21 protein-coding genes and 1 tRNA gene are annotated in these 17844 nt (G+C 44.0%); 8 read left to right on the top strand and 14 right to left on the bottom strand.

The features are described 5' to 3' along the window. Window positions 1-264 precede the first annotated feature (264 nt). The 4 genes from QXL29_03845 to QXL29_03830 form a co-directional block, all read right to left on the bottom strand. On the bottom strand, window positions 265-2643 hold the full coding sequence (locus QXL29_03845; GenBank protein ID MEM2283725.1) for a xanthine dehydrogenase family protein molybdopterin-binding subunit: 2379 nt from the start codon (window positions 2641-2643) through the stop codon (window positions 265-267). Between the two features lie 6 nt (window positions 2644-2649). After that, window positions 2650-3198: a (2Fe-2S)-binding protein gene (locus tag QXL29_03840; GenBank protein MEM2283724.1), complete on the bottom strand. Its 549-nt coding sequence runs from the start codon at window positions 3196-3198 to the stop codon at window positions 2650-2652. After that, a complete protein-coding gene (locus QXL29_03835; protein ID MEM2283723.1) occupies window positions 3191-4066 on the bottom strand; it encodes a xanthine dehydrogenase family protein subunit M in 876 nt (291 codons plus the stop codon). The genes QXL29_03840 and QXL29_03835 overlap by 8 nt, the downstream gene beginning before the upstream one ends. Before the next feature lie 153 nt (window positions 4067-4219). Continuing rightward, window positions 4220-5092, bottom strand: a complete 873-nt coding sequence (locus tag QXL29_03830) for an XdhC family protein (GenBank protein MEM2283722.1) — start codon at window positions 5090-5092, stop codon at window positions 4220-4222. Window positions 5093-5165: 73 nt separating this feature from the next. Here QXL29_03830 and QXL29_03825 point away from each other — a divergent pair, with 73 nt between their 5' ends. Next, window positions 5166-5786, top strand: a complete 621-nt coding sequence (locus QXL29_03825) for a nucleotidyltransferase family protein (GenBank protein ID MEM2283721.1) — start codon at window positions 5166-5168, stop codon at window positions 5784-5786. Here the strand turns inward: QXL29_03825 and QXL29_03820 are convergent. From QXL29_03820 to QXL29_03805, 4 genes are read right to left on the bottom strand one after another with little or no spacing between them, the layout of a single operon-like run. After that, window positions 5775-6665, bottom strand: coding sequence for a 3-methyl-2-oxobutanoate dehydrogenase subunit beta (locus tag QXL29_03820; protein ID MEM2283720.1), 891 nt, complete (start codon window positions 6663-6665; stop codon window positions 5775-5777). The genes QXL29_03825 and QXL29_03820 overlap by 12 nt on opposite strands. 2 nt (window positions 6666-6667) lie before the next feature. Further along, the gene (locus QXL29_03815; protein ID MEM2283719.1) at window positions 6668-7852 is read right to left on the bottom strand and encodes a pyruvate ferredoxin oxidoreductase; all 1185 of its coding nucleotides are present in this window, start codon (window positions 7850-7852) and stop codon (window positions 6668-6670) included. Window positions 7853-7856: 4 nt separating this feature from the next. Then, entirely contained in the window at window positions 7857-8108 is a 252-nt protein-coding gene (locus tag QXL29_03810; GenBank protein MEM2283718.1) for a 4Fe-4S binding protein, read from the bottom strand. A gap of 7 nt (window positions 8109-8115) precedes the next feature. Next, complete coding sequence (locus QXL29_03805) at window positions 8116-8676, bottom strand: 2-oxoacid:acceptor oxidoreductase family protein (protein ID MEM2283717.1); 561 nt, start codon at window positions 8674-8676, stop codon at window positions 8116-8118. A gap of 128 nt (window positions 8677-8804) precedes the next feature. Between QXL29_03805 and QXL29_03800 the strand changes: the two genes are divergently transcribed. After that, window positions 8805-8883 (top strand) — tRNA-Gly (locus QXL29_03800). A 375-nt stretch (window positions 8884-9258) separates the two neighbouring features. Here the strand turns inward: QXL29_03800 and cgi121 are convergent. The 3 genes from cgi121 to QXL29_03785 are packed head-to-tail and all read right to left on the bottom strand — an operon-like array spanning window position 9259 to window position 10317. Next, complete coding sequence (cgi121, locus tag QXL29_03795; protein ID MEM2283716.1) at window positions 9259-9810, bottom strand: KEOPS complex subunit Cgi121; 552 nt, start codon at window positions 9808-9810, stop codon at window positions 9259-9261. After that, complete coding sequence (locus QXL29_03790) at window positions 9800-10078, bottom strand: MoaD/ThiS family protein (GenBank protein MEM2283715.1); 279 nt, start codon at window positions 10076-10078, stop codon at window positions 9800-9802. Before QXL29_03790 ends, cgi121 begins: the two co-directional genes overlap by 11 nt. Then, window positions 10075-10317 (bottom strand): 30S ribosomal protein S17e, encoded by a 243-nt coding sequence (locus QXL29_03785; GenBank protein ID MEM2283714.1) that lies wholly within the window; start codon window positions 10315-10317, stop codon window positions 10075-10077. The genes QXL29_03790 and QXL29_03785 overlap by 4 nt, the downstream gene beginning before the upstream one ends. A gap of 110 nt (window positions 10318-10427) precedes the next feature. Here QXL29_03785 and thsB point away from each other — a divergent pair, with 110 nt between their 5' ends. The 4 genes from thsB (at window position 10428) to QXL29_03765 (ending at window position 14579) form a co-directional block, all read left to right on the top strand. Further along, window positions 10428-12068 carry a thermosome subunit beta gene (thsB, locus tag QXL29_03780; protein ID MEM2283713.1) on the top strand — a complete coding sequence of 547 codons (1641 nt, stop codon included), beginning with the start codon at window positions 10428-10430 and terminating at the stop codon, window positions 12066-12068. A gap of 87 nt (window positions 12069-12155) precedes the next feature. After that, entirely contained in the window at window positions 12156-13346 is a 1191-nt protein-coding gene (locus tag QXL29_03775; protein MEM2283712.1) for a proteasome-activating nucleotidase, read from the top strand. A gap of 4 nt (window positions 13347-13350) precedes the next feature. Then, complete coding sequence (locus QXL29_03770) at window positions 13351-13848, top strand: PUA domain-containing protein (protein ID MEM2283711.1); 498 nt, start codon at window positions 13351-13353, stop codon at window positions 13846-13848. Beyond that, a complete protein-coding gene (locus QXL29_03765) occupies window positions 13845-14579 on the top strand; it encodes a PAC2 family protein (protein ID MEM2283710.1) in 735 nt (244 codons plus the stop codon). Before QXL29_03770 ends, QXL29_03765 begins: the two co-directional genes overlap by 4 nt. A 1-nt stretch (window position 14580) precedes the next feature. Here the strand turns inward: QXL29_03765 and tgtA are convergent, their stop codons facing one another. Both tgtA and QXL29_03755 read right to left on the bottom strand, forming a co-directional pair. Continuing rightward, complete coding sequence (gene tgtA / locus QXL29_03760; protein MEM2283709.1) at window positions 14581-16164, bottom strand: tRNA guanosine(15) transglycosylase TgtA; 1584 nt, start codon at window positions 16162-16164, stop codon at window positions 14581-14583. A 27-nt stretch (window positions 16165-16191) separates the two neighbouring features. After that, complete coding sequence (locus QXL29_03755) at window positions 16192-16656, bottom strand: Lsm family RNA-binding protein (protein MEM2283708.1); 465 nt, start codon at window positions 16654-16656, stop codon at window positions 16192-16194. A gap of 143 nt (window positions 16657-16799) precedes the next feature. On the opposite strand from QXL29_03755, the gene albA reads away from it, so the two are divergent. Beyond that, complete coding sequence (gene albA / locus QXL29_03750) at window positions 16800-17093, top strand: DNA-binding protein Alba (protein ID MEM2283707.1); 294 nt, start codon at window positions 16800-16802, stop codon at window positions 17091-17093. A 77-nt stretch (window positions 17094-17170) separates the two neighbouring features. Here albA and QXL29_03745 read toward each other — a convergent pair whose 3' ends face one another. Next, window positions 17171-17464, bottom strand: coding sequence for a hypothetical protein (locus tag QXL29_03745; protein MEM2283706.1), 294 nt, complete (start codon window positions 17462-17464; stop codon window positions 17171-17173). A gap of 60 nt (window positions 17465-17524) precedes the next feature. Here QXL29_03745 and QXL29_03740 point away from each other — a divergent pair. After that, window positions 17525-17844 (top strand): hypothetical protein (locus QXL29_03740; protein ID MEM2283705.1); only part of this gene is annotated, 320 nt, incomplete at its 3' end.

The following is a 17844-nucleotide window of genomic DNA, read 5'->3' as shown; positions in this document are numbered from 1 at the left end:
AATAAACACGTTAGACATTTAAGGGTTTACAACCTGAAAGCCTCGCCCTTCAGAACGGGGAGGAGGTCAGATTAAGACTTGATAAAACCTAGTAGGGTGGGAAACTGTTTTAGTGTAAAAGGTATGATTAAGTTTTTGTAGGGTTTTGTGCTGGTCGTAGAGTGGCTAGTAGCCACGATAAATCGTGGAGCAGAAGCACAACCCACCCTAGCAAAAACCTAGAGCGGGAGATGGTGGCTGGAGGTTAACCTATTGCTTATTCGTTTATATTTTTTGCTTGCTTTTAAGTATTGTGTAGACTCTTTCAGGCGTGACTGGCAGTTCTGTTACGTTTGCTTTTATTGCGTGTGCTACTGCATTCGCTATCGCGGCTGCTACTGCGTTAAATGAGGGTTCTCCGAAGCCTTTAGCTCCTAATGGTCCTTTCTTGTATTTTGCTTCGACCCATATAGGTATTATTTCTGGCACGTCTTTTATCGTCGGTATGTAGTATGTAGATAAGTTGGGATTGCTTACTCTGCCTTCTTTATCATGGATTAACTCCTCCATTAACGCGTAACCTAAAGCTTGGATAGCTCCTCCCTCGGCGTTGAGTTCTGCTCCCATCTTGTTTATCACCTTACCTATGTCGTATGCTGTATAGATCTTGTTTACTCTTACCAGACCAGTCTCAATATCTACTTCTACGTCAGCAATTATAGCTCCGAAAGTGTATGTTATGTAGGGAGCTCCCTGGCCAGTCTCTTCATCCCATAAAGCTCTAGGAGCTCTGTAGTAGCCGAATTCCTGGAGAGGCACTCCCAACCAGAAACTCTGCTCAACAACGTCTGCCCACTTAGTCCTTCTACTCGGGTCAGACGAACAGTAGACGTCCGGAGCTCTTATAACCACGTCATCAGGATCACAACCCAGTATGTGAGAGGCTACTTCATTAAGTCTCTTCCTTAACTTGTAAGCCGCAACCACGGTTGCGGCACCTCCCATGACAGTCGCTCGCGACGCTACTGTAGGGCCGGCGTCGGGAGTAGCTGAAGTGTCTGGATTCTCTATCTTGAAGTAACTGGGCGGTACTCCCAGAATTTCCGCTGCTATTAAAGCTAGACCCCACGTAGAGCCCTGCCCAAACTCTGTCAGTCCCGTCCTAATAGTGATTGACCCGTCCCTATTTATTATTAAAGTCACTGAAGAGTAGTCAGCTCCCTCAACACCTATAGAATTACCGTGATAGAATAACGCAATCCCTATACCCCTCCTGATAGGTCCTGTGATCTCGCTGTATCTTCTCCGCAGTTCAAACCATCTAGAAGCTTCTACAGCCTTAATAACAGCTTCTTCTAATCCCACACCATGTTCCTCAGTAAGTTTCTGTCCGTGAACAGTCTCGTCACCTACTCTGAGTATGTTTTTAAGTCTTAACTCGACTGGATCCATCCCCAACTCCTCAGCAAGCAGGTCCATCTGCCTCTCAACCGCGAATATTACTTGTGGGTTGCCGAACCCTCTGAAAGCACCTGAGTACACGTTATTCGTGTAAACCCTAACAACATCTACTCTAGCTGACTGAACCTTATAGGGGCCTGTAGCATGAACAGTTGCTCTCCAAGGCACGAAGGGACCTAGAGACGCGTAAGCACCTCCATCCATGACGATATTAGCTTCAACAGCTAATAGAGTCCCGTCTCTCTTTGCTGCATGCCTGTACCAAGCTATAGCAGGGTGTCTCTTACTATGTCCTATGATAGACTCTTCTCTAGTATGTACGACGAGAGCAGGTCTACCTGTTAATACTGCGGCCAAAGCCGCCTTAGCAGCTACCTCATTAGCTACGTCCTCCTTACCTCCAAAACCTCCTCCGACAGCCGGCACTACTATCCTGACCTTATTCAACGTAAGACCTAAAACCTTGGCGACAGCCTTCCTAACATCGAAGGGACATTGAGTAGAAGCTATTACCGTAACGCTACCCTCAGGTTCCGGAATAGCTATTGAGGCTTCAGGCTCCATATAAGCGTGTTCCTGGAAAGGCGTCTTATAAACGCCCTCAACTCTTACATCAGCTTCTCTCATAGCTCTCTCTACATCGCCCCTCCTAATCTTGAAATGCACTAACACGTCACTACCTCTCTCGTCATGTATTAGTGTGTGAGGCTTCTCTCTCAAAGTCATGAGATCTACTACGTCTAGAGGATTAGTTATTACTGGAAGAGGTTCGTACTCAACCTCGATTAACTCGCTCGCCTCCCTAGCCACTAAGGGATTCTCAGCAACGACTAAAGCTATTATGTCGCCTACGTACCTGACTTTCCTCTCAGCTATTAGAGGCTGGTCAGGTATTACATACCCCACGTCGTTAATACCCGGTATATCCTTAGCTGTAATGACCTTCAAAACACCGGGGTACTTAGACGCTTCACTAACGTCTATAGATTTTATGAGGGCGTGAGCATACTTAGTCCTGACGCTATGTACGTAGACTAAGTTACTGTAGAGTTTGGCGAAATCTGCTGTGAAGAGTGCTCTCCCCTTAATTTTCTCTACGGAATCCCAGCGCTGCGAGTGACGTCCTACGAACAGGAACTCTTTATCTTTATACTTCTCAAATACTTCCTCAATTATCTTGTAATATTCAGGAACCGAACTCATCCCACCTCACCTCAAAACCTCAGACTCATCAAAGAATATCTTACCTTCTCTGATGTATCTTGAAGCAAGCTTGACGGCCTTAATGAACCTCAGGTAGGAACCACACCTACACAGGTTGCCGTCTAGAGCGTCTCTTATTTCATCCTCTGTTGGGTCAGGATTCTTGTCAAGCAAATATTTAGAAGCCATTATTACTCCAGGGAAGCAGAAACCACACTGCATCGAGTAAGTGTCTAGCAATGCTTTCTGAATAGCGTGTAACTTGCCTTCAGGAGCTATGCCCTCAAGAGTTAGTATCTCAGAACCCTCAGCTCTAACAGCTAGCGTGAGGCATGTGGGAATCAACTTCCCATTCATTATGACAACACACGCACCGCACTCGCCCCTACCACACCCCTCCTTAACACTCAGCAAGCCGAGCTTGTTTCGGAGTACGTCAATCAATCTCTCGTAAGGCTTGACCCTCACCTTGACCTCTCTCCCATTTACCTTAAACGACACTTCTATGTCTCTATAAGTGTCCCAAGAAGTGCGGGGGGTACTCACCTTAACCACCAACTCTTCTACCAACTTCTAATAAAGCTCTTTTCAGTAGTACTTGAGATAGGTAAAGCCTGTACTCCGCTGAAGCTCTGTAATCACTTATTCTGTTCATTTCTTTCGGCAGAACATCATGAACAGCTCTGCTGATATTGTCCTCACTTAATTCTTTACCCCTCAATGAATCTTCAGTTCTTAAGGCTCTCTCAGGGAAAGCCCTACCCATACTATCAAATGCTATCCTGATCTCCCTAATTAACCTGTCATCTAACTCAGCGTAAACACTTACAGCAACGTAACCCATGCCATGCCCGATTCTCCTATCTAGCTTGAGGTACGCAGAAGACGCGTTGCTAGGAGGCTCCTTAAAGATCACTTCAGTAATTAACTCATCAGACCTCCTAACAGTCTTCCTCTTATCCAGGTAGAAACTCTTCAGAGGAATCACTCTCTCACCCTCTAGGCTTTTCAGCCTCACATTCGCGTCATAAGTCAAGAGAGTGATTGCTATGTCAGAGAGTGGGTGGGCAGCACCGACATTGCCTCCTACAGTAGCTACAGATTTTATGAATGGCGATGCGAACCCCCTACACGCATCTCTCAATCCCGCAAAACGCTTATCCTTAAGTAACTCTGAAGACTCAAGCTCGTTAATAGTGGTTAAAGCACCTATCTTGACTGACCCTCCTTCTAACTTAACGTATGATAACTCGTTCCTTAAAGGCCACAAATCTAATAAAATTCTGAACTTGACTAAGCCCTGTCTATACAAAACTAGCAAGTCAGTGCCTCCTCCAATAGGGAGTAATTCCTCCCCGTAAATCTTGGAGGCTTCTAAAGCGTCTCTCAGGTCTCTAGGAACATACACGTCAAATCTGAACAAGAAACCACCTCAATATCTACTGTAGTGTTCCTACATAAAAATATTGATTGAATAGAGTTAATTAATATTTTTATTAACTATGTGAATAAAACCTTAATCAACTTGAGACTAATTACATACTTTATGTTAAAAGAGTAGCATAACAATAACATCCTACTTAGAGTCTCCCAGTTGATTAAGCAATTCTTCAACTATGTTTAGTGATTTTATATGACCTCCCTTGAGTAACGTTATTAGTTCTGTAGCTATAGACACAGCTATTTCTTCTGGAGTGTCGGCAGGTATGTCAGCTCCTATAGGAGCTCTGAATTTTTTCTTTATTACTTCCTTATCTATGCCTTCTTGCAACAGTCTCTTAACGAACTCTGCAACTTTTCTTTTACTCCCTAAGAGTCCTACTAGCTTAACGTTAGTTTTGAGGAGAGTCTTTAGAGCCTTATAATCAACTTCAACTACCCCGTGCGTTATGAAGGCTATATCTCCTTCTAAGACTAGCTCAGGAAGTCTCTCTTCAATCTGCTCTACAGGTATGTGAGCTCTTACAGTTGCATATGGGTATAAGTCATTACTGACTAAATCTGGGTTAGGGTCAGCAACTACTATCTTAAACCCTAAGAAGCTTAGAAGGTCTCCTAACGGCTTGCCAACCCTCCCAGTACCGAATATTATCACTCTTTGAGTAGGCTTTAACACGTCTATAAACACCTCTAAAACACCGCCGCATATGAGCCCTGTATCTACAGCTCCTTCTACCGGGCGTCCAGTGAACGAGTATTTAACGACTCTAGGCTTTCCCTCGGCAAGAGCTTTCAGAGCTTCCTCTACAACATGTCTCTCAAAGAAACCACCACCTAGAGTTCCATAGACTTCCCCGCCCTCGCTTACTAACATCTTAGACCCTACGTCTCTAGGACCAGAACCTTCTTTCTTAACTACCACTACTGCTGCAACTTTAAGACCCTTACTCAGCTTTTCTTTAGCAAGATGAATAAATTCCTCATCAGTTATGTTTCTAGGTAAGCTCACTACACCCACCAATCCAGAAAACACACTAAGAATTAATAAATCTCTTTAACGTCGTTTACGTGGATGATATGAAATGTTTGCTTCAGCAGTTATACTCGCGGCAGGTAAGTCAACGAGATTTCCTACTAATAAGTTATTATATGAAGTCTTAGTAGAAGGCGTTAAAGCGCCTCTAGTAAGACACACTACGAGCAAATTTGTTGAGTCAGGAATTTTTAAAGAGGTTATAGTAGTTGTAGGCTTTCAAAGCGAGTTAGTCAGGAAGTCTCTCACAGGATTAAACGTCAAGTTCGTTGTTAACGAGAATTACGAGTCGGGAATGAGTTCATCTGTAGTGAAGGGGGTTAAAGCCGTCAGCAAAGAAGCTGACGTAGTAGCAATACATCCTGGCGACGTACCCTACGTTAGAGTCTCGACTCTGAAGGCCTTGACTGAGTACGCGGGTGAATTACTTAAGGAGAGCGATGCCTTCATCGTAGTTCCTAGACTAGCTAGTAGCATGAGAGGAGGTCACCCACTCATAATCGGGAAAGGATTGCTGAAGGGGGTCTACCAAATAAGTGAAGAAGAGTTAGGGCTTAAGGGATTCTTAAGAAGACACTCCGATAGAATACATTATTATGATACGGACGACATAGGCATACTAAGAGATATAGATACGTTAGATGATGTGAAAAACTATTTAAGTAGTTAGCCTAAGTAGTAAAGACCAATTATCCTCAACTTGTTTTTCAAGCTCTTTTATGATATCTTCTGTGATGTCTCTGAAACGCCCCTGCATAGCTAGATACTCTCTAATAGGTTTCCTCCTGTTCTTATCTGCGTAAGGCTTGCTAGGCGGGCTTATATTGACTCTGCCTCCTTCAGCCTCGAACAAAATCCACATTCCTGTCTCGACGGCTAGCCTAGCCATAAAGACTGTGAGTGACGGGTCAAACCTCCACCCCACAGGGCATGGCGCGTGAAGATGTATGTACTTAAAGCCCTTCATAGTGGAAGCCTTCCTGAGCTTCTCTATGAAATCTATCGGATACGCCACACTTGCGGTAGCAACATACGGGACTCTATGCATTAACATTATCAGAGGCAAATCCTTTTTTCTTTCTTTCTTGCCCGACCACGTCGTCGTGGTCCACGCTCCTAAAGGTGTTTGAGAAGATCTTTGGATCCCCGTATTCATGTAAGCCTCATTATCAACACATATATGTATTATGTCGTCATTCCTCTCGGCAGCACCAGAAAGAGTTGCAAACCCTATGTCGGCAGTGCCTCCGTCACCCGCCCAAACCACAACTACAGCATCCTCCCCTAAAATCTTCTTAGCCGAGCTAAGACCGGCAGCTACAGAATCGGAGGAAGCGAAAGGCACGTTAAGTATAGGGAACTTAAGTCCTGAGCCGGGAGCTAAACCCTGAATAATTGACGTACACCCTGCAGGAATCACTAAGATAGCTTTATCGCCTAGGGCCATACCAACGAATCTTAAACCCATGTTCTCAGGGCATCCTGGACAAGCAGCATCTCCAGGAAGAACAAACTTCTCTTTAGGTAAGTCTTTGATGTTTATCGGCACCTCTACTCACCACCGTAAAACCATAAAGTACTTTGTTTAAAGGTCCCTAACTCCTCTACTTCACTCACTGAAGCAAGCATCACGTTAGTTAGGTCCTCGTAAGTGACGTCAACTCCTGCAAGACCCGCTATCACGTTCTTAACAGGTGCTCTGACCCCTGCTGAAGTCATGGAAGCAAGCACCTCAAGATATAGTGGCCCGCCAATACTTGGAGACACGGATCTGTCAAACACTACTACACTCATCGCGTTATTAAGCCACTTAATCATGTCTTCTCTGGGGAACGGTCTGAAGTACCTGATCTTGACTAGACCTACCTTCAAACCGAACCTCTCTCTCAGGCGGTCTACAGCCTCTCTCATATCTCCTACCCACGCACCAACGCCTACCATGAAGTGCTTTGCATCTTCGCACCTGTAACACTCGGTTAATCCCCCGTATCTCCTCCCTACTAACTTCTCCCACAGATAGTCTGCCTCTTCAACTACTTTCTTGGCTCTCTCCATAGCTCTATGTATGTCTTCCCTCATCATCATGTTCCACTTAAGATCTTTTGGTATGTTACCCATTACGATGGGTTCCCCGGCCCTGAAGACGTATGGCTGCTTCCTAGGCGGTAAGAAAGCGTCTACGATATTCTGGTCAGGCACATTTACAGGCTCCGTCGTGTGGCTGAGTATGAAAGCGTCTAAAGTAACCATACCTGGGAGAAACACTCTCTCATCTTCTGTAATCCTGAAGAGTTTTATTGTCTCGTCAAGTGCTTCTTGATTATTCTCTGCGAAAGCTATTAACCACCCAGTATCTCTCTGGTCCATAATGTCTGAGTGGTCAGTCCATATGTTCCATGGCGGCCCTATAGTCCTGGTAACCACGGCCATTACTACAGGTATTCTAGAGCCTGCAACCCACCACAACATCTCATGCATATAGAGTAGCCCGTGTGATGAGGTCGCTGTGAAGACCCTCACACCTCCTGAGGCAGCGCCGTAGACTGCCGCCAATGCTGAGTGTTCTGATTCAACTCTAATCATGTCAGCTTCTAGCTCTCCCGACTCAATCATCTCAGACAATTTCTCCACTATTGTGGTTTGAGGTGTTATCGGGTAAGCAGAAACAACTTTAACTCTAGCGAGCTTGACTGCGGTAGCTACCGCGTAATTGCCTGTAAGAGTCTTGAGGACCATCTTCTCACTCCTCCGGATACATCGTTATAGCTTTAGCTGGACAGACGTTCGAGCATATACCACACCCTTTACAGTAGTCGTAGTTTATAGTTATGAAGTTAGCGCCTTCCTCATTTATGTCTATTGTTGAGTCAGGACAGTAAAGCCAGCAAAGCCTACACTTAATACACTTGCTCGAGTCAAATACTGGTCTCTGCAACCTCCAAGTTCCTGTCTTTCCTGAAACACCAATTGCTGGCTTAGCTAAGGGCCACATTAACTCACTACTCAACACAGACCACCTCCTCAAAAGCTTCTTTGGCTGCGACCGCATTTAACTCTCCTACCCTACCTCCAATCCTCTCTTTTATCGATTCCTCAACTGCCTCAACAGGTATGTTGAGTATCTTAGCTAAAGCGCCTACCATAGGCATATTGACTAAAGCCCAGCCAGATAAGACTAGATTGTGTCTTAAAGCTATCCCTGCAGCATCAACATAACACGTTCTAAAATCTCCCTTAATGCTCGGCTTTCTAGGAGAGTTTATGAGTACTGTACCGCCCGGCTTAAGCCCCTCTAACACGTTGACTAACTCACTAAGCTTAGCATCTAAAACCACTACTATAGAAGGTCTCTTAATAGAAGACCTAGTCCTTATAGGCTCTTTAGAGACTCTCGCGTAAGCTACTACAGGAGCCCCCCTCCTCTCAGCACCAAAGAAAGGTATTGCCTGACCGTAGAGGCCTGCCTTAAGGAGAGCGTCAATAAGTGTGTTAGCCGCCGTCACAACCCCCTGACCGCCTCTCCCATGAAACCTTATCTCAATAACGTCGTCAAAAACCAAGAACTACTCACCCAACAAAAATACATGAGAAAGAAAATAAATTAGAGCAAATAATTAAACTTTAAAAAGTAATTATAGAATAACCCCGAAAAAACTTAAAATTAATGCAGGATAAGAAATTATATGGGGCGGCGGTCGTCCAGCCTGGTCTAGGACGCCGGCCTCCCAAGCCGGAGATCCCGGGTTCAAATCCCGGCCGCCGCACCAGCAACTACTTGAAGATAGGCCTCGCTAATTAATTACTTCTTCTCATTCTCTACTATACTTCCTGGATAAGGTCTCTATGTGTGGGAGGCTCGAGTTTCATGTTGGCTGATGTGGCTTGTTGTTGACTTTTGGTTTCATTAGCTTCAGGGCGCTTTTCATCAGTACCCGCGTCATTGGTCTCCACCCCTTCAGGGTAACCCCAACCCACAGCTCCTTATCTTGGGCTCAAGGCTGTGGTAAAGCCCTCCATATCTCGGTGTACCCGCGGCGAATGCGTGCATACCAAACCTTATAAACCTTCATGAAACCCTAAATAACTGCATTAGGCAAGTTATCAACAATTCAAGCTTAGTTAGCGAAGCCTAAACGACTTCGCTAGGGTCTTTGCTGTAATTTTAAGTTATTGATTAGGGTTAGGATGTCTTTAGCCAGCCTCTCTTCCGAGGTTTTTGTGAGTCCGTAGAATTCTTTAATGCTCTCTACGTCTGGGTCTAGAGCATCCTCTATCTCTTTAGTGACGCATTTCATTTCTTCAGGTAGTTTCTTGAAGCTCTCTCCAGCTACTTTCTCACAGAACTTAATTACTAGGTAAGGTTTCTCCATGTACTTCTTCAACTTATCTAGCGTTTGTTTTATTTGTCTGCTACCCCTCAAGTAAAGGAGGTACTCGATCTCTGGCTTACTACTAATGTTTTCTTTTCTTGCGAAAGCCTCAAGAGTCAGTAGTGCCGGCACTCTTATTTGAGGTATTGAAATGACTAGTTTTAGTGGGATTACCTGTGTCACACAGAGCGGACTGAGAGAACTACTCACGTAATTCACTACTTCATCACTTACTGATACGCAGTAATCAAAATCTAGTAAGTCGCTTTTGCGAGAGACTCCCTCAACTACTTCTAGCACTTCCTTTAGTTGACTAGCCTCCATGACTTATAGGCACCAAAGAAATCTCATCACCGTCTTTGAGTTCGTAGTCTGAGCCTCCTAAGAGTCTGTAGTCTATGTTGTTTAAGAAAGCAATATACGATGCAGTTAGGGACCCGTCCTCCTCTACTGCTTCTCTTAAGTCGGGCATTTCAGACCTAAGTTTTCTCAAGAAGTCGCTGAGCTTAATTGACTTACCGAGTTCTACGCTTATTTCGTCTCTACCTAACCTGCTCCTTAAGACGCCTGCCAGCCTTACTCTCACTATCATTCTTCAAGAGCCCCGCTCTCGCTAACCTCGGCTTGAGGAGTTTGTAATCTCTTCTCTCTAACCCTGACTAAGTGTGTTAAGTAGCCGGCGATCTGATTTCTCAACTTCTTAGACCTGAGGTACACATACCTAGAAACTAGCTTCTTATTATCCTCGAAGTTTGCAGAGATTTCGCTAGGAAATAACTCCATTAACCTCCTAGCAGTTCTCTTGACTAGTGAGGTTCTCACTCTACCCATTCACTTCATCCCCTAACATATTAGGGAGGGCCCTTTAAATAATTATGTATGTGTGGGTAGCGAAAAGCTTAAATAGAAGTGGTTGATATTGAGTTATTGGTGAGTAGTGTATGGCTCAGAGAGGTGTTGCTCCTACCGCAGGTATACCTGTCTTGATTTTGAAGGAAGGGACTCAAAGAACTACAGGAGCTGAAGCACTTAGGTCAAACATGGTAGCTGCTATGACTATAGCAGAGATCTTGAGGACTACTTATGGACCTAGAGGGATGGATAAAATGCTGGTAGACACTCTCGGAGACGTGACGATAACTAACGACGGCGCCACAATACTTGATAAGATGGACGTACAACACCCGACAGCTAAGATGCTTGTTCAGATAGCTAAAGGTCAAGACGACGAGGTTGGTGACGGAACTAAAACTGCGGTGATATTTGCTGGCGAGTTGCTGAAAGCTGCTGAAGAACTCCTCAACAAGGAGGTCCACCCGACGATAATAATTAACGGCTACAAGAAAGCACTTGAGGAAGCTACTAGGTATGCTGAAAACATTGCTAGAGACGTAGACATAAATGATTTAGAGACTCTCAAGAAGATAGCCTCAACCGCCTTAACTAGCAAAGCAGTACACGGTGTTAGAGAGTACTTTGCCGAGATAGCCGTGAAGGCCGTCAAGCAGGTGGCTGAAGACAGAGACGGCAGGATATACGTGGACCTCGACAACATACAGATAATTAAGAAGCATGGCGGGTCGCTTGCGGACACTAAGTTAGTCTACGGCGTCATACTAGACAAGGAGGTCGTGCACCCCGGAATGCCTAAGAGAGTTGAGAAAGCTAAGATCGCCTTAATCGACGCACCACTAGAGATCGAGAAGACAGAGATAGACGCTGAGATTAGGATAAGCGATCCAGAAATGATGAGGAAATTCATAGAACAGAAAGAAAACATACTTAAGGAAATGGTTGAGAAGATCGCTACTGCCGGCGCTAACGTTGTTATTTGTCAGAAGGGTATTGATGACGTAGCTCAGCACTTCCTAGCAAAGAAAGGAATACTAGCAGTAAGAAGAGTAAAAAGATCAGACATGGAAAAACTAGAGAGAGCAACAGGAGGCAAGATTGTGAGCAACATTGAAGACCTAACACCTAACGACTTAGGCTACGCAGAACTAGTAGAAGAGAGGAAGATAGGAGAAGACAAGATGGTGTTTGTTGAAGGGACTAAAGACCCGAAGGCGGTCAGCATAATAATTAGAGGAGGACTTGAGAGAGTAGTTGATGAGGCTGAGAGGTCCTTCAGAGACGCCTTAAGTGTTGTAGCAGATGTTCTCAGAGTCCCCAAGATAGTGTATGGTGGCGGTAGCTTTGAAATAGAGATTGCCAGACACTTAAGAGAGTACGCGACTAAAGTTGGTGGGAAGGAGCAACTAGCTGTGCTGTCTTTCGCTAAAGCCTTAGAGGGGATAGTCTCAGCACTCGTAGAGAATGCTGGTCTAGATCCTATAGACATGATCTCAGAGCTGAGGAGTGCGCACAACAAGCCTGAGGGAGTTAAGTACGGAGTCAACGTATTCAAAGGTAAGATAGAAGATATGGACGTCCTAGGAGTCATAGAACCCCTGACAGTAAAGACTAACGCGATCAAGGCAGGTACTGAAGCAGCAACTCTAGTATTGAGAATTGACGATGTAGTAGCAGCTAGCAAAGTCAAGGAAGAAAAGAAAGAGAAGAAAGAAGAAGAGGAGAAGTAACAACTCGTTAACTCCCCTCTTTAGTTATTTTAATAAACAAATACCTTTTTAGGTTTTCAAAATACTAGTTTCTTAGTGGTGTGTTTATTGTCTGGTATTGAGTATAGCTCGCGTAAGAGGGGTTCGGCAGACGACTACGTAAGATATCTCGAGATGAGGATTCAAGAACTAGAAACTGAAGTAGAGTTTCTCAGGAACGAGATAAACTACTATAAGAAAGAAATAGAGAAACTTCTCTCAACCCCCCTCATAGAGGGTGTCTTACTCGAGATATTGCCTGATGGTAGGGCGGTAGTCAAAAGCTCTACAGGTCCTAACCTAGTAGTTGAGGTGTTGGGAAATGTTGATGTAAAGAATGCTCGCCCAGGATCTAGAGTAATGCTTAATCAGAGAGGTTCTGCGGTAGTCGGTATTCTCCCCACACTTGAAGACCCTTACGTGAGGGCTATGGAGGTTATTGAAAGACCTAAAGTGAGGTATAGTGACGTTGGGGGCCTTAAAGAACAGATAAGAGAGTTAAGGGAGGTTGTAGAACTACCTTTAAAGAATCCTGAATTATTTAGAGAGATGGGTATAGAGCCTCCTAAGGGGATCCTCCTATACGGACCTCCAGGTTGCGGCAAGACTTTACTAGCTAAGGCTGTTGCAGGAGAGTCTAACGCCACGTTCATAAGCTTAGTTGCTTCCGAGTTAGCTCAGAAATTCGTTGGTGAGGGAGCCAGGATAGTCAGAGAAGTTTTTAGTTTTGCTAGGAAGAAAGCTCCAGCAATAATACTCATTGACGAGCTCGACGCTATCGGGGCGAAAAGACTTGACATAGGCACTAGCGGTGAGAGAGAGATTCATAGGACACTCACACAATTGTTAGCAGAACTAGACGGGTTTGAACCCCTAGATAACGTTAAGGTTTTAGCTACTACAAATAGGATAGACATCCTAGACCCGGCCTTACTAAGGCCGGGGAGATTCGACAGAATAATTGAGGTCCCCTTACCTGACCTCCAGGGTCGTCTAGAGATATTCAAGATACACACTAGAAAAATGAAGGTGAAGGACGTTGATCTAGAGAGTTTAGCGAGGTTGACTGAGGGAGCTTCAGGAGCCGATATAAGAGCCATATGTACTGAGGCAGGATTCATAGCATTAAGAAATAACAGAAACTACATAATTATGGAAGACTTTGTCGAGGCTATTAAGAAGACCCTCAAAGAGCGCTTCAGACCATATGTAGAGAGTAGTAGCAAGACTCAAGAACGCAAGACGCCTTCGGTGGTTTAAAGAATTGAGTTATGTTGTCAGGAGGATAACACCAGAGGAATTAACTAGTTTTAGAGCTATCCTCAATTATCAGTTGAGAGTAAGTATTGCTGACGTGATACTCCCAGACGACCTCCTAGTAGGGGTCTCGAAAAACACCGGTAGAGTTAGGGCCTTGATAGACCCTGAGAATGGGGAGGTTCTAGCTACTGTGGTAGCGCAGACCCACACGTTAAATATTCGGTTAAGCCTGGCTAGAAAACTGCATAAGCTAGTTCCGCCTCCTCGGCTAAGGCTAGTCGTAGTGAACGAGATAGTTCCAGACTTGCTTGAGGCTAGGAGTTCTGTTTTCTCAAAGCATGTTCTGTCAGTAGATGAGGAGCTCAGAGCAGGCGATGAAGCCCTCGTAGTCAGTGAGGATGACGAGCTCTTATGTGTTGGTAAGCTTCTTCTCTCACCAGACGAAATACTCCAGTTATTAACTGGCCCAGCACTAAAAATTAGGGAGTGTGTATTTAGATGAAGCAAGTTGAGATATGTATCTACGAAGAATACGAGTCATTACTTAAAGAGTCTGGCAGAAAGTGGGTCTTAATTACAGGATTCCCCGGGTTTGGTTACGTAGGGACTATAGCGACTAGATATGTAGCTAGCAAGACGAAGTCCGTTAAAATAGGAGACATCATAACTAAGTACATGCCCGATTTCGTGGCTATGGAAGAATATGGCGTGATGACCCCCTACGAGATATTCTTAGCTAAAGACAAAAATTTAATAATAGTAGTTAATAATGCGTTACCTTCAACACCTGAGAGAGTGCCTTACTCTCTAGCTCTAGCTGAGTGGTTCAAGAAGATCAATGGTGACAGAGCGGTGTTCGCAGGAGGACTTAATATAAAGCTTAAAGAAGGTGGGGAAGAGTTCAGGTGGGTCTGTAACATGGATTGTGGGTGGGGTTTTAAAGAACCTACGCTAGGTAAGGGCAACTACATAGTAGGTCCTCTAGCAACTCTTTACGCCATCTTCACTCTCAGGAAGATACCTACGTTATTGATACTGCCCTACACAGAACCTGGCAGGTACGATCCTTCAGCGGCTGCAGTCTTCATAAGAAAACTTAATGAAATACTAGACCTCAGTATATCTGTTGATGACTTAATAGAGTACTCTAAACTAGTTGCTTACGCGGAAACGCTAATGGAGGAAGCTAGTAAGAAAGCTAAAGAAGAGAAAGGACCTAAGCTGTATATGTAGATTAGGTTTCCTGACATAACTCAATCAACTGAACTTTTCCGCTTTGCTTAACTAAGTTTTTGAAGAGTTCTTGCTTACTCCAAGCATACTTCGAACACGTGAGGATAGTGATCTCTGCTTCTGCAGTCTTCTCTGAAATTAATTTACTTATTTCTTCAGTCATATAGTTGATTAGCTGACTCTCCATAGTTAGGGGCATCTCGAATTGCGCGTAGGGATACACCTGATCTAGTTCTACAGGCACTAAATTAAAGTAGGGTAAGTATACTAGCACGTGAGACTCGTCACTAATTACCCCCCTACTTAACGCTACCCTATATATTTCTGAGTTCCTGAAGGGTTTCTCGTCTGGGTTACCAGGTAGTAGAATTATCTTTCCTCTTCTCTCTTTCAAAATACTTCTAATAAGTCCTCTATGGCGTATTAATTCTGGTCTGTGATATGATGTGGTATCGTAGAGGAATATCGCGTGTGCGTCTCCTTTGAATCTTGGGTCGAGTCTTTCTATCCAGTCAACATACTTTATTAGGGTGTTGAGCGCTTCCCTGAGTGACGGGTGTGTTCTAGCTCGCTCTTCAATTAATTCCCATAACCTACCTTCTTTTAAGGCAGTCTTAACTCGTTTCAACTCCCTATTTATTACGTGTAGATTATGAACTGCGAGTATTTTCGCTCTTTCTTTTTCTTCGAGCTCTATTAATTCTTTAGGTGTGTATCTACTGCAGACCTCACACTCACATGGTAAGTACTCTAAGTCCGTAATCTTGTAAGTGCCTTCCTCAGTCATGTACCTGCCGTCTCTAGCGTAGAGTATGTAAGAAGCTGAGTCGAAAGTATCTACACCTAACGCCACCATTAAGGGGATTATGAGTGGGTGTCCGCCGCCAAATAAATGGACTGGCTTATCTAGGGGTAGTATACTCTTAGCTACGGCAACCATGTCAACTATTTTGCTGAAACCGTATTTCTCGAGGACTGTGACTGGAGATCCTATAGCGTACATTCCGTAACCCTCGATCTTGCTGGCTTCTCTAGCTGACCTGGCAACAAGGTCTACGTAGACTCCACCCTGTATAGGCAAGACCCACAAAACATCACTTTCTCTAACTTTCTCTATTGTTAAGCGAGCCCTCCTCAAAGTCTCCTCAACACTTTCTTTCGCTTCTTCGTAGCTAGAGTCGTCTCTAGTAGGAATATCAGCTATCACTGCTATGTCAGAACCTATTTCTACTTGGTAGGTAGCTATCTCTTCTGGTTCTATTCTTATTCTGTCTTTACCGTATCTCAGTAGTTGGTAGGCGCCAGAGTCTGTCATGACTACACCACTAAAGTTAATTATTTTCTTAACACTAAGCTCCCTAGCTCTGTCTCCAAACACTTGCTTTATTATGAAAGCGTTAGTTATTACTTGGTTAAAACCTATACTCATTATCTTATCTGCAGGTACTTCTCTATCTTGTTTTACTGGATTGATTACCGGGAAAAAAGCTGGTGTTTCTATATAGCCAGATTTAGTCTTAAGCCTCCCTATCCTTCCAGCAAGGTCTTTATCTCTGATCTCGAAACTCATGTTACGTTCAGCCAAGCTACCTAACGTCGTGACATATCATGTTTAGATTTGAGCACCGCGTTTTTTCTGTTCCAGGTATTCTTGAAGGACGCTGTAGAGCTTGCTAGCTAGGGCTCCAGAACCCTCAACCCCATACTCTGTTATCTTGAATTTATCGTATACGTAGACGGCGTGGATGTCTTTAATGACCTTAATAGATGAGGAGGGTATGTTGAGCTTCATCATAAGATATCTACTGAATTCCTCCGGGTCGAAAACAGGCTTGCTCTCAAATATTATCTCAGAGATTCGGGAGCCATTCACGAAGACTTTATAGAAAGACCTGCCCTCCTGATTCCTCGCATTCTCGAGAACCAAGTGTAGAGTAAATCTCTCACTCAAGTCTAAACCTACTAGCTTACCGACGTAAGTAGTGCCATCAACAAGTCTAACGACTATTTCGTTACCTATTAAGTTATTGAGCTCACTTATCAGATTCCTTACTGCTGGCTGGATCACGCCACTCATTTCTACTACCTAAGCTTCATATATTCAAATAAACTTTAAAAATTCGTAGTCTTCAGGAAGAAGTAAAAAGGATTAAAACGAAAAACTTTTAAGGGCGAACTCATACATTAATTACGACTAAATTAAGTGTAGAGGTGGAGTGAATGTCTCAAGGACCTACGTCAAGCAACGTAGTGTTAGTAGGTAAGAAACCTGTAATGAACTACGTGCTAGCAACACTAACCCTACTAAACCAGGGAGTCCCCGAGATCGTAGTAAAGGCTAGGGGTAGAGCCATAGGTAAGGCAGTCGACACAGTCGAGATAGTGAGGAACAGGTTCCTGCCTGACAAAGTAGTAATAAAGGACATAAGGATAGGAAGCCAGGTAGTTACTAGTGCTGAAGGCAGACAATCTAGAGTCTCGACAATAGAGATAATAATATCTAAGAAAGACTAACAGAACTAGTGAGTTGTTTTTCATCAATTAAATCCCTGAAAATAAAAGAGGGATAACATCCCCCTATTCTACGTTTTTTAGCTGTTCAGCCTGTAGTCCCTGACCTCCTCCCCGCCCTGAAGTGTGAGGGTTCTGGGGAGGAGGTCAGTGGCTTGTTGCAACTCTCTATACTTACTCACTAATACGTAAACTCTCGAAATTCTGGGGTACTCATAACACGGGGTCTCGTATTCTTCCCCATTAACAGATTTAATCACTAATTTACTCATTCTTATCTTGCCTTTCTTCTCGCAGTCCAGGAGTGTAGATTCCTTGACTAAACCGTTGATCACCATACCCTCAAGCGTCAGCACGTCAATTACTTCGGGCAAGGACTCTACACCAACCTAATATAATTGCTGTGAGCTTATAATGTTGATTAGGGTGGTGGATTGAGAGTACTGCTAGTAACTTCAAGAGTGGCTAGACCTATACTTGAAGAAGTAATTAAGGAGGTACGTGATTTTATCGATTTAGAAGTCTTCGAGTTAAGGAGTGTCCCTATAGCGTCTCTAGCGACTACTAAACTCATAGCTAGTGAGTTAGTAAGTTACGAGAAAGCGAGAAGATTTGACTTGATAGTTGTTCCTGGTTTAAGCATAGGCTCCGCACGAGAAATTAAGGAAGCAGTTAATGTAGAAACTGTCAAGGGTCCTAAGTATCTTGGTGACTTACCTGAGATGCTTAAACAGCTTCTTCAAGGGTTTAAGTT

The organism is Zestosphaera sp. (genome assembly GCA_038843015.1).
Taxonomy (GTDB): domain Archaea; phylum Thermoproteota; class Thermoprotei_A; order Sulfolobales; family NBVN01; genus Zestomicrobium.
Note: the sequence above shows the minus strand (reverse complement) of the source record. Positions and strands in the feature narration are given on the sequence as shown.

Coding starts and splice junctions, on each gene's coding strand:
- QXL29_03815 (MEM2283719.1), bottom strand. CDS start 7,852: ATGGTCCTCAAGACTCTTACAGGCAATTACGCGGTAGCTACCGCAGTC.
- QXL29_03825 (MEM2283721.1), top strand. CDS start 5,166: ATGTTTGCTTCAGCAGTTATACTCGCGGCAGGTAAGTCAACGAGATTT.
- cgi121 (MEM2283716.1), bottom strand. CDS start 9,810: ATGGAGGCTAGTCAACTAAAGGAAGTGCTAGAAGTAGTTGAGGGAGTC.
- thsB (MEM2283713.1), top strand. CDS start 10,428: ATGGCTCAGAGAGGTGTTGCTCCTACCGCAGGTATACCTGTCTTGATT.
- QXL29_03765 (MEM2283710.1), top strand. CDS start 13,845: ATGAAGCAAGTTGAGATATGTATCTACGAAGAATACGAGTCATTACTT.
- QXL29_03785 (MEM2283714.1), bottom strand. CDS start 10,317: ATGGGTAGAGTGAGAACCTCACTAGTCAAGAGAACTGCTAGGAGGTTA.
- albA (MEM2283707.1), top strand. CDS start 16,800: ATGTCTCAAGGACCTACGTCAAGCAACGTAGTGTTAGTAGGTAAGAAA.
- QXL29_03790 (MEM2283715.1), bottom strand. CDS start 10,078: ATGATAGTGAGAGTAAGGCTGGCAGGCGTCTTAAGGAGCAGGTTAGGT.
- QXL29_03755 (MEM2283708.1), bottom strand. CDS start 16,656: ATGAGTGGCGTGATCCAGCCAGCAGTAAGGAATCTGATAAGTGAGCTC.
- QXL29_03810 (MEM2283718.1), bottom strand. CDS start 8,108: ATGTGGCCCTTAGCTAAGCCAGCAATTGGTGTTTCAGGAAAGACAGGA.
- QXL29_03845 (MEM2283725.1), bottom strand. CDS start 2,643: ATGAGTTCGGTTCCTGAATATTACAAGATAATTGAGGAAGTATTTGAG.